Annotated in this window: 16 protein-coding genes; 1 reads left to right on the forward strand and 15 read right to left on the reverse strand. The window is 72.6% G+C overall.

Annotated elements, in window-relative coordinates; translation table 11 throughout:
• A complete protein-coding gene (locus tag ACH34S_RS06780; protein WP_395951542.1) occupies window positions 1-801 on the forward strand; it encodes an SDR family oxidoreductase in 801 nt (266 codons plus the stop codon).
• On the opposite strand, the gene ACH34S_RS06785 is transcribed toward ACH34S_RS06780, so the two are convergent.
• From ACH34S_RS06785 to ACH34S_RS06855, 15 genes are all read right to left on the reverse strand, one after another.
• Window positions 794-1369 (reverse strand): carboxymuconolactone decarboxylase family protein, encoded by a 576-nt coding sequence (locus tag ACH34S_RS06785; protein WP_395951543.1) that lies wholly within the window; start codon window positions 1367-1369, stop codon window positions 794-796. The genes ACH34S_RS06780 and ACH34S_RS06785 overlap by 8 nt on opposite strands.
• Window positions 1366-2241: an MBL fold metallo-hydrolase gene (locus ACH34S_RS06790; protein WP_395951544.1), complete on the reverse strand. Its 876-nt coding sequence runs from the start codon at window positions 2239-2241 to the stop codon at window positions 1366-1368. The genes ACH34S_RS06785 and ACH34S_RS06790 overlap by 4 nt, the downstream gene beginning before the upstream one ends.
• A 23-nt stretch (window positions 2242-2264) precedes the next feature.
• Entirely contained in the window at window positions 2265-2954 is a 690-nt protein-coding gene (locus tag ACH34S_RS06795; protein ID WP_395951546.1) for a hypothetical protein, read from the reverse strand.
• A 65-nt stretch (window positions 2955-3019) separates the two neighbouring features.
• Entirely contained in the window at window positions 3020-4171 is a 1152-nt protein-coding gene (locus ACH34S_RS06800) for a CaiB/BaiF CoA transferase family protein (RefSeq protein WP_395951547.1), read from the reverse strand.
• The gene (gene hutU / locus ACH34S_RS06805; protein WP_395951548.1) at window positions 4153-5889 is read right to left on the reverse strand and encodes a urocanate hydratase; all 1737 of its coding nucleotides are present in this window, start codon (window positions 5887-5889) and stop codon (window positions 4153-4155) included. The genes ACH34S_RS06800 and hutU overlap by 19 nt, the downstream gene beginning before the upstream one ends.
• 30 nt (window positions 5890-5919) lie before the next feature.
• Window positions 5920-6783 (reverse strand): enoyl-CoA hydratase/isomerase family protein, encoded by an 864-nt coding sequence (locus ACH34S_RS06810; RefSeq protein WP_395951549.1) that lies wholly within the window; start codon window positions 6781-6783, stop codon window positions 5920-5922.
• 12 nt (window positions 6784-6795) lie between these two features.
• A complete protein-coding gene (locus tag ACH34S_RS06815) occupies window positions 6796-8958 on the reverse strand; it encodes an acetate--CoA ligase family protein (RefSeq protein WP_395951550.1) in 2163 nt (720 codons plus the stop codon).
• Window positions 8948-10111 (reverse strand): ABC transporter ATP-binding protein, encoded by a 1164-nt coding sequence (locus tag ACH34S_RS06820; protein WP_395951551.1) that lies wholly within the window; start codon window positions 10109-10111, stop codon window positions 8948-8950. Before ACH34S_RS06820 ends, ACH34S_RS06815 begins: the two co-directional genes overlap by 11 nt.
• On the reverse strand, window positions 10108-10965 hold the full coding sequence (locus ACH34S_RS06825; protein ID WP_395951552.1) for an ABC transporter permease: 858 nt from the start codon (window positions 10963-10965) through the stop codon (window positions 10108-10110). Before ACH34S_RS06825 ends, ACH34S_RS06820 begins: the two co-directional genes overlap by 4 nt.
• Complete coding sequence (locus ACH34S_RS06830; protein WP_395951553.1) at window positions 10962-11840, reverse strand: ABC transporter permease; 879 nt, start codon at window positions 11838-11840, stop codon at window positions 10962-10964. Before ACH34S_RS06830 ends, ACH34S_RS06825 begins: the two co-directional genes overlap by 4 nt.
• A 96-nt stretch (window positions 11841-11936) precedes the next feature.
• Window positions 11937-13049: an extracellular solute-binding protein gene (locus ACH34S_RS06835; RefSeq protein WP_395951554.1), complete on the reverse strand. Its 1113-nt coding sequence runs from the start codon at window positions 13047-13049 to the stop codon at window positions 11937-11939.
• Window position 13050: 1 nt separating this feature from the next.
• Entirely contained in the window at window positions 13051-14637 is a 1587-nt protein-coding gene (locus ACH34S_RS06840; protein ID WP_395951556.1) for an amidase, read from the reverse strand.
• Window positions 14634-14867: a hypothetical protein gene (locus ACH34S_RS06845; RefSeq protein ID WP_395951558.1), complete on the reverse strand. Its 234-nt coding sequence runs from the start codon at window positions 14865-14867 to the stop codon at window positions 14634-14636. The genes ACH34S_RS06840 and ACH34S_RS06845 overlap by 4 nt, the downstream gene beginning before the upstream one ends.
• Entirely contained in the window at window positions 14864-15829 is a 966-nt protein-coding gene (locus ACH34S_RS06850; RefSeq protein ID WP_395951559.1) for a TauD/TfdA family dioxygenase, read from the reverse strand. Before ACH34S_RS06850 ends, ACH34S_RS06845 begins: the two co-directional genes overlap by 4 nt.
• Complete coding sequence (locus tag ACH34S_RS06855) at window positions 15826-16836, reverse strand: TauD/TfdA family dioxygenase (RefSeq protein ID WP_395951561.1); 1011 nt, start codon at window positions 16834-16836, stop codon at window positions 15826-15828. Before ACH34S_RS06855 ends, ACH34S_RS06850 begins: the two co-directional genes overlap by 4 nt.
• Window positions 16837-16860: the final 24 nt, after the last annotated feature.

The raw sequence follows: 16860 nt of genomic DNA on the forward strand, positions 1-16860 counted from the left end.
ATGGAGTCACTGGCAGGCCGCGCCTACCTGGTCACCGGAGGCGGCACCGGCATCGGCGCGGCCACCGCGCTCCACCTCGCCCGGCTCGGTGCGTCGGTGACCGTGATCGGACGCCGCGAGAAGCCCCTCGAAACGGTCGCCGCGGAGGTGGAGCGCCAGGGCGGCGGAGCCCTGGCGCATCCCGCGGACGTCCGCGACCCGGAGGCCGTCAACGCCGCCGTCGAGGCCGCCCTGGACCGGTTCGGCCGCATCGACGGCCTCGTCAACAATGCCGCCGGCAACTTCGTCACCCCCGCGGAACGCCTGTCGCCGAACGGCTGGCGTGCGGTCGTCGACATCGTCCTCAACGGCACCTGGAACTGCACGTCCGCGGTGGCCCGTCACCTGATCGACGCGGGCCGCCCCGGCTCGGTCGTCAGCGTGATCGCGACCTACGCCTGGACGGGCCACCCCGGCACCGTCCACAGCGCCGCGGCGAAGGCGGGCGTGGTCGCCATGACCCGCACCCTCGCCGTCGAGTGGGCCCGCTACGGCATCCGCCTCAACTGCATAGCCCCCGGCCCGACCGAGACCGAGGGCGCGGGCAACGCCCTGTGGGCGACGCCGGAGGACGAAGAACGCGTCCTGGCATCGGTACCGCTGAACCGCTTCGCCACGGCCCCGGAGATCGGCGACCTGGCCGGCCTGCTGCTGAGCGACCGCGCCGGCTACGTCACCGGCACGGTCCTCACCGTGGACGGCGGCCAGTCCCTCGGCGCCCAGATCTACGGCCCGCCCGTCAACGCGACGACGGTCACGTGACGGGTGGACGGTCCTGCGGGAAGCGGGGAAGGCCGGGTTCGGGTTGGACGTTGACGGTGTTCAGCATCGCGGCCACCGTCCAGTAGCGGCCCACGACGGCGATCAGGTCGAGGAGCTGCGCCTCGTCGTACTCCTCGGCCAGGGCCTTCCAGCTCTCGCCGGTCAGGCGGCCGTGGTCGTGTAGCTCGTCCACGGCGTGGAGGAGGGTCGACTGGAACTCCGTCCAGCCGTCGGCGGTGGGGCCGTGCGGGACGCGGTCGATCTCCTCGGGGGTCAGGCCGGCGGCGGCGCCCATGCGGACGTGCTGGCCGAAGGCGTACTCGCAGCGCGCGCGCCAGGCGATCCGGAGGATGGCCAGCTCGCGGTCGCGGGCGGGCAGCGGGGACTGGCCGAGCAGGTAGTTCTGCAGTGGACGCTGCGCCTTCAACAGGCCGGGGCTGTTCGCCCAGGTCCGGGACACGTGGGCGGTCCCGGTCAGGGCGTCGTCGCCGAACAGCTCGCGTTCGAGCCGGTGGTAGGCGTCCACGTCTACCGGGGCGATCCGGGGATCGGGATCGGACGGGTTCATGTCGCGTCCTCCATCTCGTGGCGAACCGTGCTCCGCACCCGGCCGTCCGGGTCGCGGTCCATGTCGATGACGGTGGGGATGGGGAAGTGGGGGGCGAGGATCACCGCGTTGCGGTCGGCCGCGAGGGCGGTGATCCGCCGGCGGCTGCGCACCGACTCGGCGGGCTCGTAGTCGACCGATGGCAGCCAGCACGGATGCTCCACGTGCACGGGATGGTGCAGGAGGTCGCCCGCCAGGATCGCGGCGTCATCGCCGTCCGCGACGAGGACGGACACGTGCCCCGGTGTGTGGCCGTGCGTGGGGAGGACGGTCACCTGCTCCGACAGCCCGAGCTCGCCGTCGTAGGTGTGGAGCCGCCCGGCGTTCCGGACGGCGCGGAGCCGCGGGCGGACGTTGCCGGCCATGTTCCGGTTGGCGTCGATGACGTCGACCTCGTCGCCCGTCCAGTAGGCGAACTCGCGCTCGTTGATGTGCACGGTCGCGTTCGGGAAGGTGAGGGAGCCCTCGTCGTCCTTGATCAGCCAGCCGCAGTGGTCGTCGTGGAGGTGCGTCAGGACGACATGGTCGACGTCGCCGGGCTCGATGCCGAGCCCGGCCAGCGCCGCGGGCATCGTGCCCGCGCCCTCCAGCCCGGGAATCTCGTGCGCGCGATGGCCGTAGCCCGCGTCGACCACGGTGACCTGCCCGTCGCCCGTGACGACGAACCCGCCGTACGTCACGGTCACCGGCGCGGCGGGGTCGGTGACGCCCATGGCGGGCATGAGTTCCGCCGGTTCGGCGCCGGTGAACCAGTATCTTCGCGGCCCGTGGGCCACGCCGTCGCTCACGTGCGACACCCGCGTCCGGCCGACCCTGATCGTCGCCAAGGACATCCGTCCCCCTCCGCCTGACCCGTTCAGGCCGCTCGCCTGTAGATGACCCGCCACCTGACCTGGCGCTCTTCCCAGGCACGCGGCCCGGGTTGGAGCGGTGGGACGCCGGGTGGTCTCGGACGCGGGTCCTCCGCCTCGTAGACCGCGTTGTACCGGGGACACCTCGGTGCGGGATGCCTGAACTCGTGCCAGAGCAGGAAGCGGGTACCCCGGTCGTACCCGAGCTTCGAGACGATCTCCGGAAGGTGCGTGCGCGTGTAGAAGTCGTCGAACTCCGCGATCTCGGCGTCCGTCGCGTCCCCGGCCGGGTCCATCCCGATCATCGCCATCTTCCCAGGGGACAGATCCGGCATTCCGACGGCCCCGGCCCTCTCCCAGATCATGCGCCATACGACCGCGGCACGGTAGAACGAGGGCGGGCCGGTCGTGTACACCGGCCGCCGCTCGCCCTGCCGGTCGAGGAAGCGGCGCGCGGCGTCCTCGTTCTCGATCCCGTAGACGGCCATCCAGGAGGGGACCGTCTCGTCGTCCAGGGGGCTGGTCAGCTCGTACCGGGCGCCGCTGACGAACCCTTCGTTGAGACGGACGACCTCCGCGAGATGGACCGTGTCGTAGTAGTCGGCGAGTGCGCGCAGCTCGGTCTCGGGCTCGTCCGGACGCGGCCTGAGCCCGACCGCGAGGAAGAACGGGCAGCTCAGCGGTTGCCTCCCCATGGACGTGCACCCCTCCCGCCACAAACAGTTCACTACAAACCATACATTCTGGACGGTATCAAACGTCAGCGGGCGGACGAGCCCGGCCCGGGGGCGATGTCGAGGATCTCCTTATTGTGCTGGCCGATCGAGGGCGGCCCCGCGGCGAACGCCGTGCCGACCACCGGCAGCGGCGAACCAGGGACGATCACCTCGCCCACCCCGCCTTCCAGCGGGATCGACCGCACCATCCGGCGGTGCCGGACGTGCGGGTCGGCCGCCAGCGCGTCCACGCTGAAGACCGGGCTGCAGGGCACGCCGACGTCGCCCATCCGCGCGACGACCTCGGCCACCGGATGCGCGCGGGTCCACGCCTCGATGGTGCGGTCCAGCTCGTCGCGGTGGTCCAGCCGTGTGTCGGCGGCGGGCGCGGTGAAGTACGGCAGCAGCTCCGGCGCGTCCAGCACGCCGGCGAGCGCCGTCCACATCCGCAGGGTCATCGGCGCGAGGTACACGTAGCCGTCCGCCGCGGTGTAGGTGCCGGCGTAGGAGCGCCGCACCTTGCTGCCGACCCGCATGGGGCTCGCGCCGAGCTGGACCGCCTCCGCCAGGCACGGGCCCAGCAGCGACATCATGCTGTCGAGCATGCTCAGGTCGGTGAACGAGCCCTCGCCGGTGGCCTCCCGCCGGCTGAGGCCGAACATCACCGCGAGGGCGGCGTAGAGGCCGGTGACGTGGTCGGGCACGAACAGGCCCGCCTGCATCGGCATCCCGTCGGGCTCGCCGGTCAGGTGCACCAGGCCCGACATCGCCTGGATGATGCCGTCGAAGGCGGGCCGCTTCGCGTACGGGCTGTCGTTGCCGAACCCGCTGGCGTGGACGTAGACCAGCCGCGGGTTGACGTCCCGGGCCCGCACATGGCCGAAGCCGAGGCGCTCGGGGATGCCGACGGCGTAGTTGGTGACCACGACGTCGGCCGAGCGCAGCAGCGTGACCAGCGCCTCCTGCCCCGCGTCGGACTTCAGGTCGAGCATGACGCTGCGCTTGTTGCGGTTCAGCGCGTGGAAGTAGACGTCGTTGTACGACAGGGTCTCGGTGCCGCGGCTGGCGTCGCCGTCCGGCGGCTCCACCTTGATCACGTCGGCGCCCTGGTCGGCCAGGATCTGGCTGCAGAACGGCCCGGCGATGTAGTGCCCGAACTCCAGTACGCGGATGTCGCTCAGGGGCGCGGCGTCCATGGGGTCCCCTCCCTTGCGGCGTCGCCGTTCCGGGGCGCCGCGGCCTCGCCGTCCCGGGACGCGGCCGCGTCCCGGCTCGGCATCCAGATGCCCTGCTCGGCGGCGAACTCGACCGCGCGCTCGTAGCCGGCGTCGGCATGGCGCACCACGCCGCTGCCGGGGTCGTTGGTCATCACGCGCTCGATGCGCAGCGCGGCGAGCGGCGTGCCGTCGGCGACCACCACCATCCCGGTGTGGACCGACCGGCCGATGCCCGTGCCGCCGCCGTGCTGCACGCCCACCCACGTCGCGCCGCTGGAGGCGTTGAGCAGCGCGTTCAGCACCGGCCAGTCGGCGATGGCGTCGCTGCCGTCGATCATCGCCTCGGTCTCCCGGTAGGGGGAGGCGACCGATCCGGAGTCGAGGTGCTCGCGACCGATCGCGACGGGCGCGCTGACCTTCCCGTCGCGGACGAGGTCGTTGATGACCCGTCCCGCGCGGGCGCGCTCCCCGTAGCCGAGCATGCAGGTGCGGGCCGGAAGCCCCTGCACGCGGACGTGCTTCGCCGCCAGCCGCAGCCACCGCGTCACGGACGGGTTGTCGGCGAACTCGTCCAGCATCGCCGCGTCGATCACGGCGATGTCGGCCGGGTCGCCGGACAGCGCGATCCAGCGGCAGTGCCCCTTCGCCTCGCAGAACAGCGGGCGGATGTAGGCGACGATGAAGCCGGGGTAGTCGAGCGCCCGCTTGAAGCCGCCGAGGTCGGCCTCCACGCGGAGCCCGTTGCCGTACTCGAACACCTCGACGCCCCGGTCGAGCAGCGCGCACAGCGCCTTGACGTGGTCGGCCATGCTCGCGCGGGCGCGCAGCACGTACGTCCGCGTGTCGTTGGCGCGCAGGTCGTCGGCCTCCTCCTGCGACATTCCGGGCACGGCGTAGAGGAGCGGGTCGTGGGCCGAGGTCTGGTCGGTGGCGATGTCGACGGGGACCTCCCGCGCGACGATCTCGGGCAGGACCTCGGCGGCGTTGGCACGGAGCCCGACCGAGAGGGCGCGCCGCTCGTCCCGGGCCGCCAGCACGAGCGCCAGGGCGTGGTCTAGGTCGTCGGCCTGGGCGTCGAGGTAGCCGAGCCGCATCCGCCGGTCGATCTTCGCCTGGTCGACCTCCACGCAGAGGACCGCGCCGCCGTTCATGGTGATCGCGAGCGGCTGCGCGCCGCCCATGCCGCCGAGCCCGGCGGTGACGGTCAGCGTGCCGGAGAGGGTTCCGCCGAAGCGATTGGACGCCACCGCCGCGAACGTCTCGAACGTGCTCTGCAGGATGCCCTGCGACCCGATGTAGGCCCACGACCCGGCGGTCATCTGGCCGAACATCGTCAGCCCGGCGTCTTCGAGGCGGCGGAACTCCTCCAGCGTCGCCCACTCCGGGACGATCATCGCGTTGGAGATCAGCACCCGCGGCGCCCACTCGTGCGTGCGGAACACGGCCACCGGACGGCCCGACTGCACCAGCATCGTCTCGTCGCCGGCCAGGCGGCGCAGCGTGGCGACGATCGCGTCGAAGTCCCGCCAGGACCGTGCGGCGCGGCCGTTGCCGCCGTAGACGACGAGGTCGTCGGGGCGTTCGGCGACGTCCGGGTCGAGGTTGTTCATGAGCATGCGCAGGGCCGCCTCCTGCGCCCAGCCCTTGCAGGTCGGCTCGCGCCCGTGGGGCGCCCTGACCGTCCGCGGTCCCGCCATCGCCTCTCCTTCGCTCACGTGGGCTGCCACCTACTCCCCCGCCCCGGCGGACCGCGGCCCGAACGGCTCGGGCCGGAACGGGTCGTCGCGGGCGCCGAGGAAGGCCCGCAGGCCGCCCTCGGCCTTCGCCGCGTTGAGCCGCTCGCGCTCCGGCCCGTAGGACGAGTGGGCCATCGCGTTGAGCGCGCCGTTGAGCAGCAGCCCGCTGTCGATGCCCGCCGCGCGCAGGCCCTGCATCGTGATGGCCTTGTTCAGCCGCACCGACGCGGCGGGCACCTGCGCGATGCGCCGGCCCAGCCGCCGGGCGGCCGGCAGCAGCTCACCGGGTTCGACGACCTCGTTGACCACGCCGATGCGCAGCGCCTCGGCGGCGTCGAAGTGGTCGCCGGTCAGCGCGTAGCGGTTGGCGTTCTTCCACCCGCACAGCGCCGCGAACAGGAAGATGGAGCTGGACGTCATCCGCACCTCGGGCTGGGCGAAGACGGCGGCGTCGGAGGCGATGGTGATGTCGCAGGCGAGGGCGTACCAGAACCCGCCGCCCATGCACCAGCCGTTGACCGCCGCGATCACCGGCTTGGGCAGGCTCCAGATCTCCCTGAGGTGGTCGAGCTCCACCTGGCCGCGCTCGTACCAGCCGCCGATGACGTCCGCCGGGTAGCGGGACGCCGGGTCGGACGCCCCTTCCACGGCCGCCATGTCGTAGCCGGAGCAGAACGCCCGCCCGGCCCCGGTCAGGACGATCGCGCGGACGTCCGGGTCGGCTCCCGCGCTGCGCAGCGCGTCGTGCAGTTCCCGTTCCAGGTCGGACGACAGCGCGTTCATGACCTCGGGCCGGTTGAGGGTGATGGTGGCGACGGCGTCGTCCACCTCGTAGAGGATGGTTTCGTATTCCATGGCGGACCGTTCCTAACGTGTCTGGGTCGGTTGGACGATCCGGAGGTCGAGCACCCGCACGCCCTGCCCGCGCGGCAGCACGGCGACCGGGTTGAGGTCGATCTCCACCGCGGCGTCGCGCAGGTCGGCGGCGAGCCGCGCGACGCGCAGGACCAGGTCGGCGAACGCGCCGGCGTCGGACGGCGGCGAGCCGCGGTACCCGGCGAACAGGCGCGCCAGCGGCGTCCCGGCGATCATCCGGTCCATCTCCTCGGGCGATACGGGGGGCAGCGCCAGTGCCGGGTCGGGCTGGAGCTCGACGAGCGTCCCGCCGGCTCCCAGCGCGAGGACCTGCCCGAACACCGGGTCGAGCCCGCACCCGACGAACGCCTCCACTCCGCCGGTGACCATCTCCTCCACGACGACCTCCGGCGACGGCTCGCCGATATGCCGCGCCACGGACGACGTGACGGCCTCGTACGCCTCGCGCACCTGCGAAGCCGTGGCCGGCCCGACCGCCACTCCGCCGACGTCGCTCTTGTGCACGACTCTCGGCGACGCGGTCTTGAGCACGACCGGGAAGCCGATCGACTCGGCCGCCGCGACCGCTTCGGCGGCGGAGCCGGCGGTGGCCCGCCGCGGCAACGGCAGCCCGTACGCCCCGGCCAGCTCCTCCAGCACCTCGCCGGACACCTGCCTGGACGGCGACGCGTCCAGTGCCCGCCGCACGGCCTGCGATGAGGCCGCCCGGGGCTCGACCGGTTCGACCTCATCGGCGACGCGGGCCCGGTACGTGGCCGCGGCGGTCACGGCGTTGATCGCGGCCATGCCGGCGCGGGTGCCGTGGACGACGGGGATGTCCGAACCGGCCAGCGCGTCGGCGGTGAACGGGTGGAGCCCGCCGCCGTAGTTCGACAGCACCATGACCGGCGTGCCGGAGCGCTGCCGGACGCCCGGCAACGTCGCCAGCAGTCGGGTGTAGGACGTGGCCAGCCGATCGCCCAGCGACGGCGGCGCGTCCAGGACGACGGTGAGGAGATCGACGCCCGGATCGTCCGCGACCGCCGCCGCGAGCCGTCCGAACCTGTCGGGTTCGCCGACGAGCTGGCCGGTGCCGTCGAGGGGGTTGGCGATCGTGGCGAAGCCCGGCAGGATGCGCGCGAGTTCTTCGCGGGTGCCCGCCGACAGCTCCGCGAGCCGCACGCCACCGTCGACGGCGGCATCCGCGACCAGCCCGATCTCGCCGCCGGACAGCCCGACGAACGCGACGCGGTCGCCCGCCGGGGCGGTGCGCAATGCCGACAGGCCGGCCAGCGCTTCGGTCAGCTCGTCGAAGTCGTCCACCGTCACGATCCCGGCGCGGCGGCAGAACGCCGCATAGGCGCGTGCGTCCCCGGCGATCGCGCCGGTGTGGGACGCGACGTTCCGTGCGCCCAGCTCCGTCCGGCCGGCCTTCAGGGCCACCACCGTGACGCCGTTGTCGTGCCCCTTCCGGACGGCCGCCATGACGCCGCCGGCGTCGCCGATGCCCTCCACCACGAGGCCGACCGCCCGGGTGGACGGATCCTGGACGAGATAGTCCAGGTAGTCGGCCAGCCCGGTCACGGTCTCGTTGCCGCTGGAGACGACGTAGGAGAACCCCAGCCGCCCGGAGCCCGCCAGCAGGATGCAGCCCGACCCCGACTGGGACACGACGGCGACCGGCCCGGCGGGCAGGTCCGCGCCGAAGTCGGTGCCGGTCAGCCACAGGGCCCGGCCGGGGTTGAACAGGCCCAGGCAGTTCGGGCCGACCAGGCTCATGCCGTAGCGCGCGGCCAGTTCCCGCAGGCGGGCGGCCCGCGCCGCGCCGCCGGCGGTCTCCTCGAACCCCGAGGCGTAGACGACCACGCCCCGGCAGCCCTTCTCGCCGGCCTCCTCGACCAGCGCGGGCACGGTGTCGCCCGGCGTGCAGACCAGCGCCACGGACGGGGTGTCCGGCACGTCGGCGAGCGTCCGGTACACCGCGACCCCGTCGACGTCCCGGCCGCCCGGGTGGACGCCGTGGACCGCGCCGCCGAAGCCCGCACGGCGGAGGTTGCCGAGGATCCGCCGGCCGGTCGAGCCAGGACGCGGCGACAGCCCGACGATCACGACGCTCTTCGGGTTCAGCAGGTCGTCCAGCGCGGGCTGGCGGTACGTCCGCCCGCTACCGCTCATGGGGCACCGCCGCCACCTGCGTCGTGTCGAGGTAGGCCGTCAGCGTGCCGCCGTGCCGGATCGACTCGCGGGCGTCGCGGGCCAGGGTGGCGCGCAGCGTGACGCCCTCGCCGGTGCGCAGCGTGACGCGCACGCCGTTGCCCAGGTACAGGTCGTCGAGGACGTGCAGCTCAAGGCGGGCCGGGGCCGGGCCCGACGGCGTCAGGCTCAGCGCCTCCTCGGGGATGCTGAGGCCGACCCGCTCGGCGGACGGCTCCAGCGGCTGCCCGCACATGACCTCCATGTCGCACCCGGCGAACCCGACGCGCGCCTTGTCGCCGTCGAGCCCGGCCAGGGTGGCCTCGGCGACGTTGTGGCCGCCGAAGAAGCTCGCGACGAAGGCGTTGCGCGGGCGGGTGTAGAGCTCCTCGGCGGTGCCGACCGCGTCGATGCGGCCGTCGTGCATGATGACGATCCAGTCCGAGAGGGTCAGCGCCTCCTCGCGGTCGTGCGTGACGTAGACGGTCGTCGCGCCCGCCTCCTTGTGGAGGCGGCGCAGCTCAACCGCCATGCGCATGCGGAGTTCGCGGTCGAGGGCGCCGAGCGGCTCGTCCATCAGCAGGAGCTGCGGACGGAACGCCAGCGCGCGGGCGACGGCGACGCGCTGCTGCTGCCCGCCCGACAGCTCGCGCGGGAGCCGTCCGCCCAGCTCGCCCAGGCCGACCAGCTCCAGCATCTCCGCCACCCGCCGGTCGCGTTCGGCCTTCGGAAAGCGGCGCATCTTCAGGCCGTAGGCGATGTTGTCCGCGGCCGTCATGTGCGGGAACAGCGCGTAGTTCTGGAACACCATGCCGATCTCGCGCGCCGCCGGCGGGATCCGGGTGACGTCGCGGCCAGCGATGAGCACCTCGCCCTCGTCGGGCGCGAGGAAGCCCGCGACGACGCGCAGGATCGTGGTCTTCCCCGAGCCGCTCGGCCCGAGGACGGTGACGAAGTTGCCTCGGCCGGCGACGAGGTCGATGCCCCGCAGCGCCTCCGTTCCGCCGAAGCGCTTGACGAGCCCGCGCAGTTCGAGCCCGGCCTCCGTCCCGGCGGGGGCGGGCGGCGCGGCGGGGCCGGGACCCGGCTCGGCCTCCGCCACCTGCCGCGGTTCCTTCCGTGCCCTGACGTTCATACCTTCCTCCGCAGCAGAAACGCGAGCGAGCCGACGACGCCGGTGCCCGCCATGAGCAGGGTCGCGATCGCGGTGATGTTCGGATCGAGTCCCGTCTTGACGTTGTCGAAGATGGCCTTCGGGAGCGTCACCGTCCCGGGGCCGCCGAGGAAGTTGATGAGCACCGCCTCGTCGAAGCTGGTGATGAACGCGAAGATGTAGGACGCGCCGATCGCGGGCAGCAGCTGCCGCAGCGTGATCCCGACCATGGCGCGCGGCCGTGACGCGCCGAGCGTCATCGCGACCAGCTCCGTCTCCGCGGGGAGCCGGGCCATCGCCGAGCCGAGGATCAGCAGGACGAACGGCAGCCCGTGCACCGCGTACGTCAGCACCAGAGCCACCATGTTGCTGGTCAGCCTGAACTGGACGAACAGGGTGTAGAGCGCGACGGCGTAGGCGACGCCCGGGATCACGAGCGGGCTCAGCCCGACGGCCTGGAGCAGCCCCTTCAGCGGAAGCCGCGACCGGTGCAGCGCGAACACCGCCGGGACGCCGATCAGCAGCGAGATCGCCGCCGACACGGTGGCCAGCTTGAACGACAGCACCATCGCGTCGACCCAGGTGTCCGAGCCGAGGAACGACCGGTACTGCCGCAGCCCCCATTCCTCCGGCGGGAACTGCAGCACCTCGGCGTTGGAGAACGACAGCACGACGACGCACAGGATCGGCACGCCGAGGAACAGCACCGCGAGCGCGCGCACCAGAAGGTCGGCGGCCTTCACGCCGCGGGTGAGGGCCCGGCGCCCGGCCGTGTCGCGGACGGCCCGCGGCGCGGTCTCGGGCGCGGCGTGCGAGGTCAGGGTCTCGGTCGTCATCCCAGCGCCCTCCGCAGCCGCTCCCGGCCCACCAGGCGGAGCCCGCCGAGGATGACCAGGCCCGCGACGATCAGCAGCAGCACCGACGCGACCGCGGCCTGCGCCGGTTCGAACAGGTTGAAGATGTCGTCGGCGATGAGGCTCGCCGTGAACGGCGCCGTGGCGCCGCCGAGCAGGACCGGCGTCAGGTAGTACCCGACGCAGATCACGTAGACGATCACCGTCGAGGCCAGCAGGCCGGGCAGCGCCAGCGGCGCCACCACGTCGCGCAGCGCCCGCACCCGCGAGGCGCCCATGCTCTCGGCGGCCTGGACGAGGTTCAGGTCGATGGTGACGTAGACCGCGTACAGCGGCAGCACCGCGTAGGGCAGCATCTGGTAGGTCATCCCCGCCACGACCGCGAACTGGGTGCGCAGCAGCTGCATCGGCTCGTCGATGACGCCCAGCGACGTCAGGGTCCGGTTGACGACCCCGAAGCGCTCCAGCAGGACGGTGAAGACGTAGATCTTCATCACCGCCCCCATCCACAGCGGCATGAACACGGCGAGCGCTATCACCATGCGGGTCAGCCGGCTCTTGGTCGTGCGCAGCGACCAGGCCAGCACCGCGCCGGCCGCCACGACGATCACCGTGACGATCAGCGAGGTGAAGCAGGTCGTCCACAGCGTCCGGCGCGCGGCCGGGCTCTGGAAGAAGTCGCCGACGTTCCCGAACCCGTTGGGCTCGCCGAACGCCGTCCGCAGCAGTTCGACGAACGGGTAGACGATGAACACGCCGGCGGCGACGAGGAAGGGCGCGATCAGCCCCAGCCCGGTCAGGCCGGAGAAGGTGGACTGCCAGCCCCTCCTGCGTGTTCGGCGGGTCATCCGAAGCATGTGCTCATCTCCTGGTCATCTCCCATCCCTGCTCGCCATCCGTGCTCGCCGGGAGCGTGCCGGCGGCCCGGCCGCGAGGCCGCCGGCACGCCGCTATCAGCCGACGAGGATCTCGCGCAGCGCCTTCCCGAGCTCCTGCTGCTGCCTGGCCCCCGCCTTACCGTCGACGAGGGTGACGCCGGTCTTGTTGATGGGCAGGTTCTTGATCACCTCAGGCGACAGGTACTTCTGCATGTCGCGCCCGCCGGTGCCGCTGTAGATCTTCTCCGTGAACTTGGCCTGGGCCTCGCGGTGCTCGGCGTACCACTTGATGAACTTGAACGCGGCCTCCTTGTTCTTCGCGCCCTTCGGCACGCACCAGCCCTCGTCGAACAGCAGGCCGCCGTCCCAGTGCAGCTCCAGCTGGGGGACCTGCTTCATCGCCGAGACCAGGACGGTGTTGGGCGCCTGCATGATCGCGACCTCGCCGTCCACGACGGCCTGCTGCATCTGCGCGGGGCTCGTCGACCAGACCTGCACGTTCGGCTTGATCCGCTTGAGCGCGTTCATGGCACGGTTCACGTCGACCGGGAAGTACTGCGCCGGCTGGACGCCGTCCCCCGCCAGCGCGAACAGGCTGGTGAAGATGGGGTTGTTCGCCGTGATGCCCCGCGTGCCCGGGAAGTTCTTCACGTCCCAGAACTCGCGCGGGTTCGTCGGGCACTTCTTGACCAGCTTGGTGTTGCAGCCGATCAGGTTCACCGTCCCGCCGTGGTCGAGGTAGTACGGTTCCGACGGCCCCGGCCGGATCGCGCCGTCGGCCACGAGCGGCGTGATCTCCTTGACCAGCGAGCCGGGCAGCTTCTCCAGGTTGCCGTCCAGGACGAGCTTCGAGGTGTCGCCGCCGGGCGCCTCCAGCAGATCCCACTCGATGTTGTTGCCGGCGCGCTGCGCGGCGACCTTCGCCGCGAAGCCGCCGCCGGGCGTGGCGATGGTGACCTTGATCCCGGTGTCCTTCTGGAACTGGTCGTAGAAGAACTCCTTGTTCGCGGCCGTGAACGACCCGCCCCAGCCGGCGATGACCAGGGTGTCCGAGCCGCCGCCCGAGTCGGAGTCCGAACCGCAGGCGGCCGTGACGGTCGCGACGGCCACGACGACCGCGAGCGCCGCCGCTATCGGGCCCCGCCGGCCCCGCCTGACGCCGCGAACGTGCGTTCTCTGGGAAGACATGTCATCCTGCTCCTTTTTGTGGGGTGGGCGAAGACCCTGTGAACCCCCGGTGTGCACCCCTTTGGTGAGCGGCTTTCCGGTGCACGTCCTTCTGGTGAGCGGCGTCCTGGTGAGCGGGATCCGGATTGGCGGCGTCCGGGTCGGCGGCGTCTGGGTCGGCGGCGTCTGGGCGGGCGAGGCCGTCGCGTGCGACGGGCGGCACCCTCAGATGCCAGTCGGTGTGGCGCTGGTAGGCGTCGGCGACGCGCAGCACCGTGCTCTCGGCGAACGGCCGTCCGACCACCTGGAACGACAGCGGCAGCCCCGCCTCGGTGAACCCGCACGGAACGGCGGCCGCCGGCAGGCCGGAGGCGTTCCACGGGCCGTGGAAGCCCGGCCGGAACAGCGCCGCCGCCAGGTCCGCCGACGCGATCGGCGGGGCGGCCGTGAACGACACCGGCGTGAGGAGCACGTCGACCTTCGCGAAGACGTCCGCCAGGCCCCGCCGGAACAGCGACCGGACCCGCTGCGCCTGGACGTAGTCGGCGCCGGTGAAGAACGCCGCCCGCGCGAGCAGCTCGCGGGTCGTCCTCCCGTAGTCGTCCCACCTGCCGGCCAGGTTCTTCCGGTGGTAGGCGAACGCCTCGGAAAGGAACGTGATGTTGTTGGCGTCGTTCGCCTCCTGCGCGTGCGGCACGACGACGTAGGTGAGCGTCGCGCCCGCCCGCGCCAGCTCGTCGGCCGCGCGCAGCACGGCGGTGCGGACCTCGCCGTCCAGCAGCGGCGAGTCCAGGAAGTACCGGGTCGGCACCCCGACGCGCAGGCCCTCGACCCCGCCGTCGCGCGCGCCTTCGGCGTAGCGGCCCGGCGGCAGCGGCGAGGAGTACGGGTCGCCGGGGTCGTGGCCGGCGATCGCGTCGAGGATCAGCGCGCAGTCGTAGGCGCTGCGGGCCATCGGGCCGACGGTGTCGAGGGTGAACGCGCACGGGACGACGCCGTTCTTCGGCACCCGGCCGAAGGTGACCTTCAGCCCGGTGCAGCCGTTCGCCCCGGCGGGGCCGCGCACCGAGCCGCCGGTGTCGGTGCCCAGCCCGCCGAGGGCGAGCCCCGCGCTGACCGCGATCGCCGTTCCCGAGCTGGAGCCCATCGGCGTGTGCTCGGCGTTCCACGGGTTGCGCGGGAACGGGAAGCGGGCCGTGCCGTCGGGCAGGCCGCAGGCGAACTCGTTCGTCGTGGACTTCCCGAGCAGGACGCTCCCCGCCTCCCGCAGCCGCGCCACCGCCGGCGCGTCGACGCCGTCGCCCCAGCCAAGGGCGAGGACCTCGCTGTTGGCGCGCGTCGGCGCGTCCCGGGTGGCGATGAGGTCCTTGACCACCAGCGGGACGCCCTGGAGCGGCGACCTGTCGCGTCCGCGCGCGAAGTCGGCGTCGGCGCCGGCCGCGGCGGCGAGCGCGTCGTCCTCGGTGACGGTGACGTAGGCACCGAGCGCGGGGTCGAGCCGGGCGATGCGGTCGAGCACCGTCCGGGTCAGGGCCGTCGAGGTCATGGCGCCGGTGCGCAGGGCCGCGGCGGCGTCCTCGATGGTGAGCGGCAGGGCCGGGGGCGTCATGGGCGGGCCCCTTCGCCGGGTAGCGCGGAGGTCCGCGTCATGGCGACGGGGTCGATCGGCGGGTCGTCGCGCAGGTCGAGGGCCGACAGCGCGCCGGCCTTAGCGCGCAGCGCGTCGTAGCCGGTGGCGAGCCGGACGGTCTCGTCCTCGGAGAGCGACAGCCCGGCCGCGCGCAGCGCATACTCCGCCGCGTGGACGGCCGCCTCCGCGCCCTCGCCCGGGGTTCTCATGACAGCCCCGCCCGCCACCGCTGGAGCGCCGGGACGAGCGGGCGCCCCTCGGCGCCCCGGCTGATCCACAACCGCCGCAGGCGGCGCTGGTGGCCCGGGTCGGACGGGTCGTCCACGAACCCCGTCCGCGAGTGGATCACCGTGTGGTTGTTGACGAACTCCATGTCGCCGGCCCGCAGGTTCACATGGACGGCGGTCCCCGGACGCCGCAGCAGCGAGTCCAGGTACATCAGGCAGGTCATCTCCTCGGCGCCGAGCCGCGGGACGTCCTCGAACCGCATCGCGCTGATGATCCGCTTGGTCGCGAGCGAGCAGGTCAGCGCGCCGCCCGCGGCGGAGAAGATCGGCCGCGGGCTCCAGCCGGGCTCGCCGTCCGGCTGCTCGCCCTCCCAGTCGGTGGCGTACTCCCGGTAGACCAGGTCGAGCCACTCCGGGTGCTCGCGGACCAGCGCGTTGTAGACCGTCGCGGCGCTGGCCACCACCCGCGCGCCGCCGCTCCTCGCGGGCGCCAGGCAGAGGTAGCTCACGACGTCGGTTGGGTCGGTGTGGAACGGCGCGCCGGCCTTGCTGGCGTAGGTCCCGCCGCGCTGGGCGGGGTGGTGGGCGTCCTCAAGGACGCGCACCAGATCGCCGTCACCGTTCTGCGGGACGATCTCGCCGAGGCGCTGAGCGAGCGTCCAGTGGATCCTTGACGCCTGCTCGGGCGTGTACCGCGTTCCGAGCGGCAGGCCGCGCAGGACGGCGTAGCCGATCCCGCTCTCCAGCCGCTCCACCAGTTCGGCCGTCAGGTCGGCTGGGGCGGCGGCGTCCTGGTCGAGCGCGTTCTCGTCGTGCGCGTTCTGGTCGAGTGCATCCAGTTCGGCGTCGGTGAGGTGCCGGACGTACGGCTCGCCGGACTCGAAATCGGCGGCCGTCCACACACTCGGGCCCGTCACCGGCCGGTTCGGTATCTCGGTGCTCATGCCGACCTGGCCCATTCCAGGCGGGAGATGCCGCTGCGCCAGTAGTGGTACTCGGGGCACACGACCCGTCCGGTGTCGGGGCGGCTGACCCACAGCCGCAGCAGGTGCCGCTGGAACGCCGGGTCGTCGGGGTCGTCCACGAAGCCGGTCCGGCTGTGCAGGGTCACGAAGTTGTTGACGAACTGGATGTCGCCGACCTCCAGCGTCATGTCCAGCGCGACCCCCGGCCGGGTCGGGATCTCGTCGAGGAACAGCAGGCACGCCACCTCGCGGGCGCCGAGGCGCGGGACGTCCGGGAACCGGGTCGCGCTGAGGATCCGGCCGGTGCGGTACGCCGCCGACAGCAGCCCGTCCACGTAGGAGTAGAGCCGGGAGTAGTACCAGCCGGGGCTGCCGGGCGGCTCCTCGCTGACCCAGTCGGTCGGGAACCGCTTGTAGAGGACGTCGAGCCATTCGGGGTGCTCGTCCAGGACGATGTTGTAGAGCGCCATCGCGCTGGCGACCAGGCTGATCCCTCCGCTGCGCGCCGGGCGCAGGCACATCAGCCCGACGATGTCGGTCTGGTCGGTGTGGAACGCGGCGGCCGAGGCGGTCGCGTACCCGCGCGTGTTGTGGCCCTTGGCGCCGAGGTTGCGGATGTGCCCGATCAGCTCGCCCCTGCGGTTCTGCGGCACCAGTTCGCCCAGGTGCAGGCCGATCGCCCAGTAGATCTTGGCGGCCTCCTCGACGCTGTAGCGGTCGTGGATCGGCAGGCCGCGCAGCAGGACGAAACCGGTGCCGTGCTCGAGCTCGTCCAGGACGTCGCGGACCTTCGCCGAGAACGACGGCAGCGGGAAGTCGCGCTTGGACAGCTCCGGCGCGGACTTCTCCCGGACGCCGGCCAGCGCCCGGTCGAACTCCTGGAGGTCGTCCTCGGTGAACCTCCGGGCGTAGGAGTCCTCGGCGCCGATGTCGGCCGCCGTCCAGACGCTCCGCCCGGTCACCGGCTCTCTCAGAATGTCAACCATCACAGAACTCCGAACAGGGACGAT

The organism is Actinomadura sp. 3N508 (assembly GCF_044326375.1).
Classification (GTDB): domain Bacteria; phylum Actinomycetota; class Actinomycetes; order Streptosporangiales; family Streptosporangiaceae; genus Spirillospora.

Excerpts from the sequence above, each read along its gene's own strand:
- ACH34S_RS06780 (WP_395951542.1), top strand. The coding sequence starts at position 1 with ATGGAGTCACTGGCAGGCCGCGCCTACCTGGTCACCGGAGGCGGCACC.
- ACH34S_RS06785 (WP_395951543.1), bottom strand. The coding sequence starts at position 1,369 with ATGAACCCGTCCGATCCCGATCCCCGGATCGCCCCGGTAGACGTGGAC.
- ACH34S_RS06790 (WP_395951544.1), bottom strand. The coding sequence starts at position 2,241 with ATGTCCTTGGCGACGATCAGGGTCGGCCGGACGCGGGTGTCGCACGTG.
- ACH34S_RS06795 (WP_395951546.1), bottom strand. The coding sequence starts at position 2,954 with ATGGGGAGGCAACCGCTGAGCTGCCCGTTCTTCCTCGCGGTCGGGCTC.
- ACH34S_RS06800 (WP_395951547.1), bottom strand. The coding sequence starts at position 4,171 with ATGGACGCCGCGCCCCTGAGCGACATCCGCGTACTGGAGTTCGGGCAC.
- hutU (WP_395951548.1), bottom strand. The coding sequence starts at position 5,889 with ATGGCGGGACCGCGGACGGTCAGGGCGCCCCACGGGCGCGAGCCGACC.
- ACH34S_RS06810 (WP_395951549.1), bottom strand. The coding sequence starts at position 6,783 with ATGGAATACGAAACCATCCTCTACGAGGTGGACGACGCCGTCGCCACC.
- ACH34S_RS06815 (WP_395951550.1), bottom strand. The coding sequence starts at position 8,958 with ATGAGCGGTAGCGGGCGGACGTACCGCCAGCCCGCGCTGGACGACCTG.
- ACH34S_RS06820 (WP_395951551.1), bottom strand. The coding sequence starts at position 10,111 with ATGAACGTCAGGGCACGGAAGGAACCGCGGCAGGTGGCGGAGGCCGAG.
- ACH34S_RS06825 (WP_395951552.1), bottom strand. The coding sequence starts at position 10,965 with ATGACGACCGAGACCCTGACCTCGCACGCCGCGCCCGAGACCGCGCCG.
- ACH34S_RS06830 (WP_395951553.1), bottom strand. The coding sequence starts at position 11,840 with ATGCTTCGGATGACCCGCCGAACACGCAGGAGGGGCTGGCAGTCCACC.
- ACH34S_RS06835 (WP_395951554.1), bottom strand. The coding sequence starts at position 13,049 with ATGTCTTCCCAGAGAACGCACGTTCGCGGCGTCAGGCGGGGCCGGCGG.
- ACH34S_RS06840 (WP_395951556.1), bottom strand. The coding sequence starts at position 14,637 with ATGACGCCCCCGGCCCTGCCGCTCACCATCGAGGACGCCGCCGCGGCC.
- ACH34S_RS06845 (WP_395951558.1), bottom strand. The coding sequence starts at position 14,867 with ATGAGAACCCCGGGCGAGGGCGCGGAGGCGGCCGTCCACGCGGCGGAG.
- ACH34S_RS06850 (WP_395951559.1), bottom strand. The coding sequence starts at position 15,829 with ATGAGCACCGAGATACCGAACCGGCCGGTGACGGGCCCGAGTGTGTGG.
- ACH34S_RS06855 (WP_395951561.1), bottom strand. The coding sequence starts at position 16,836 with ATGGTTGACATTCTGAGAGAGCCGGTGACCGGGCGGAGCGTCTGGACG.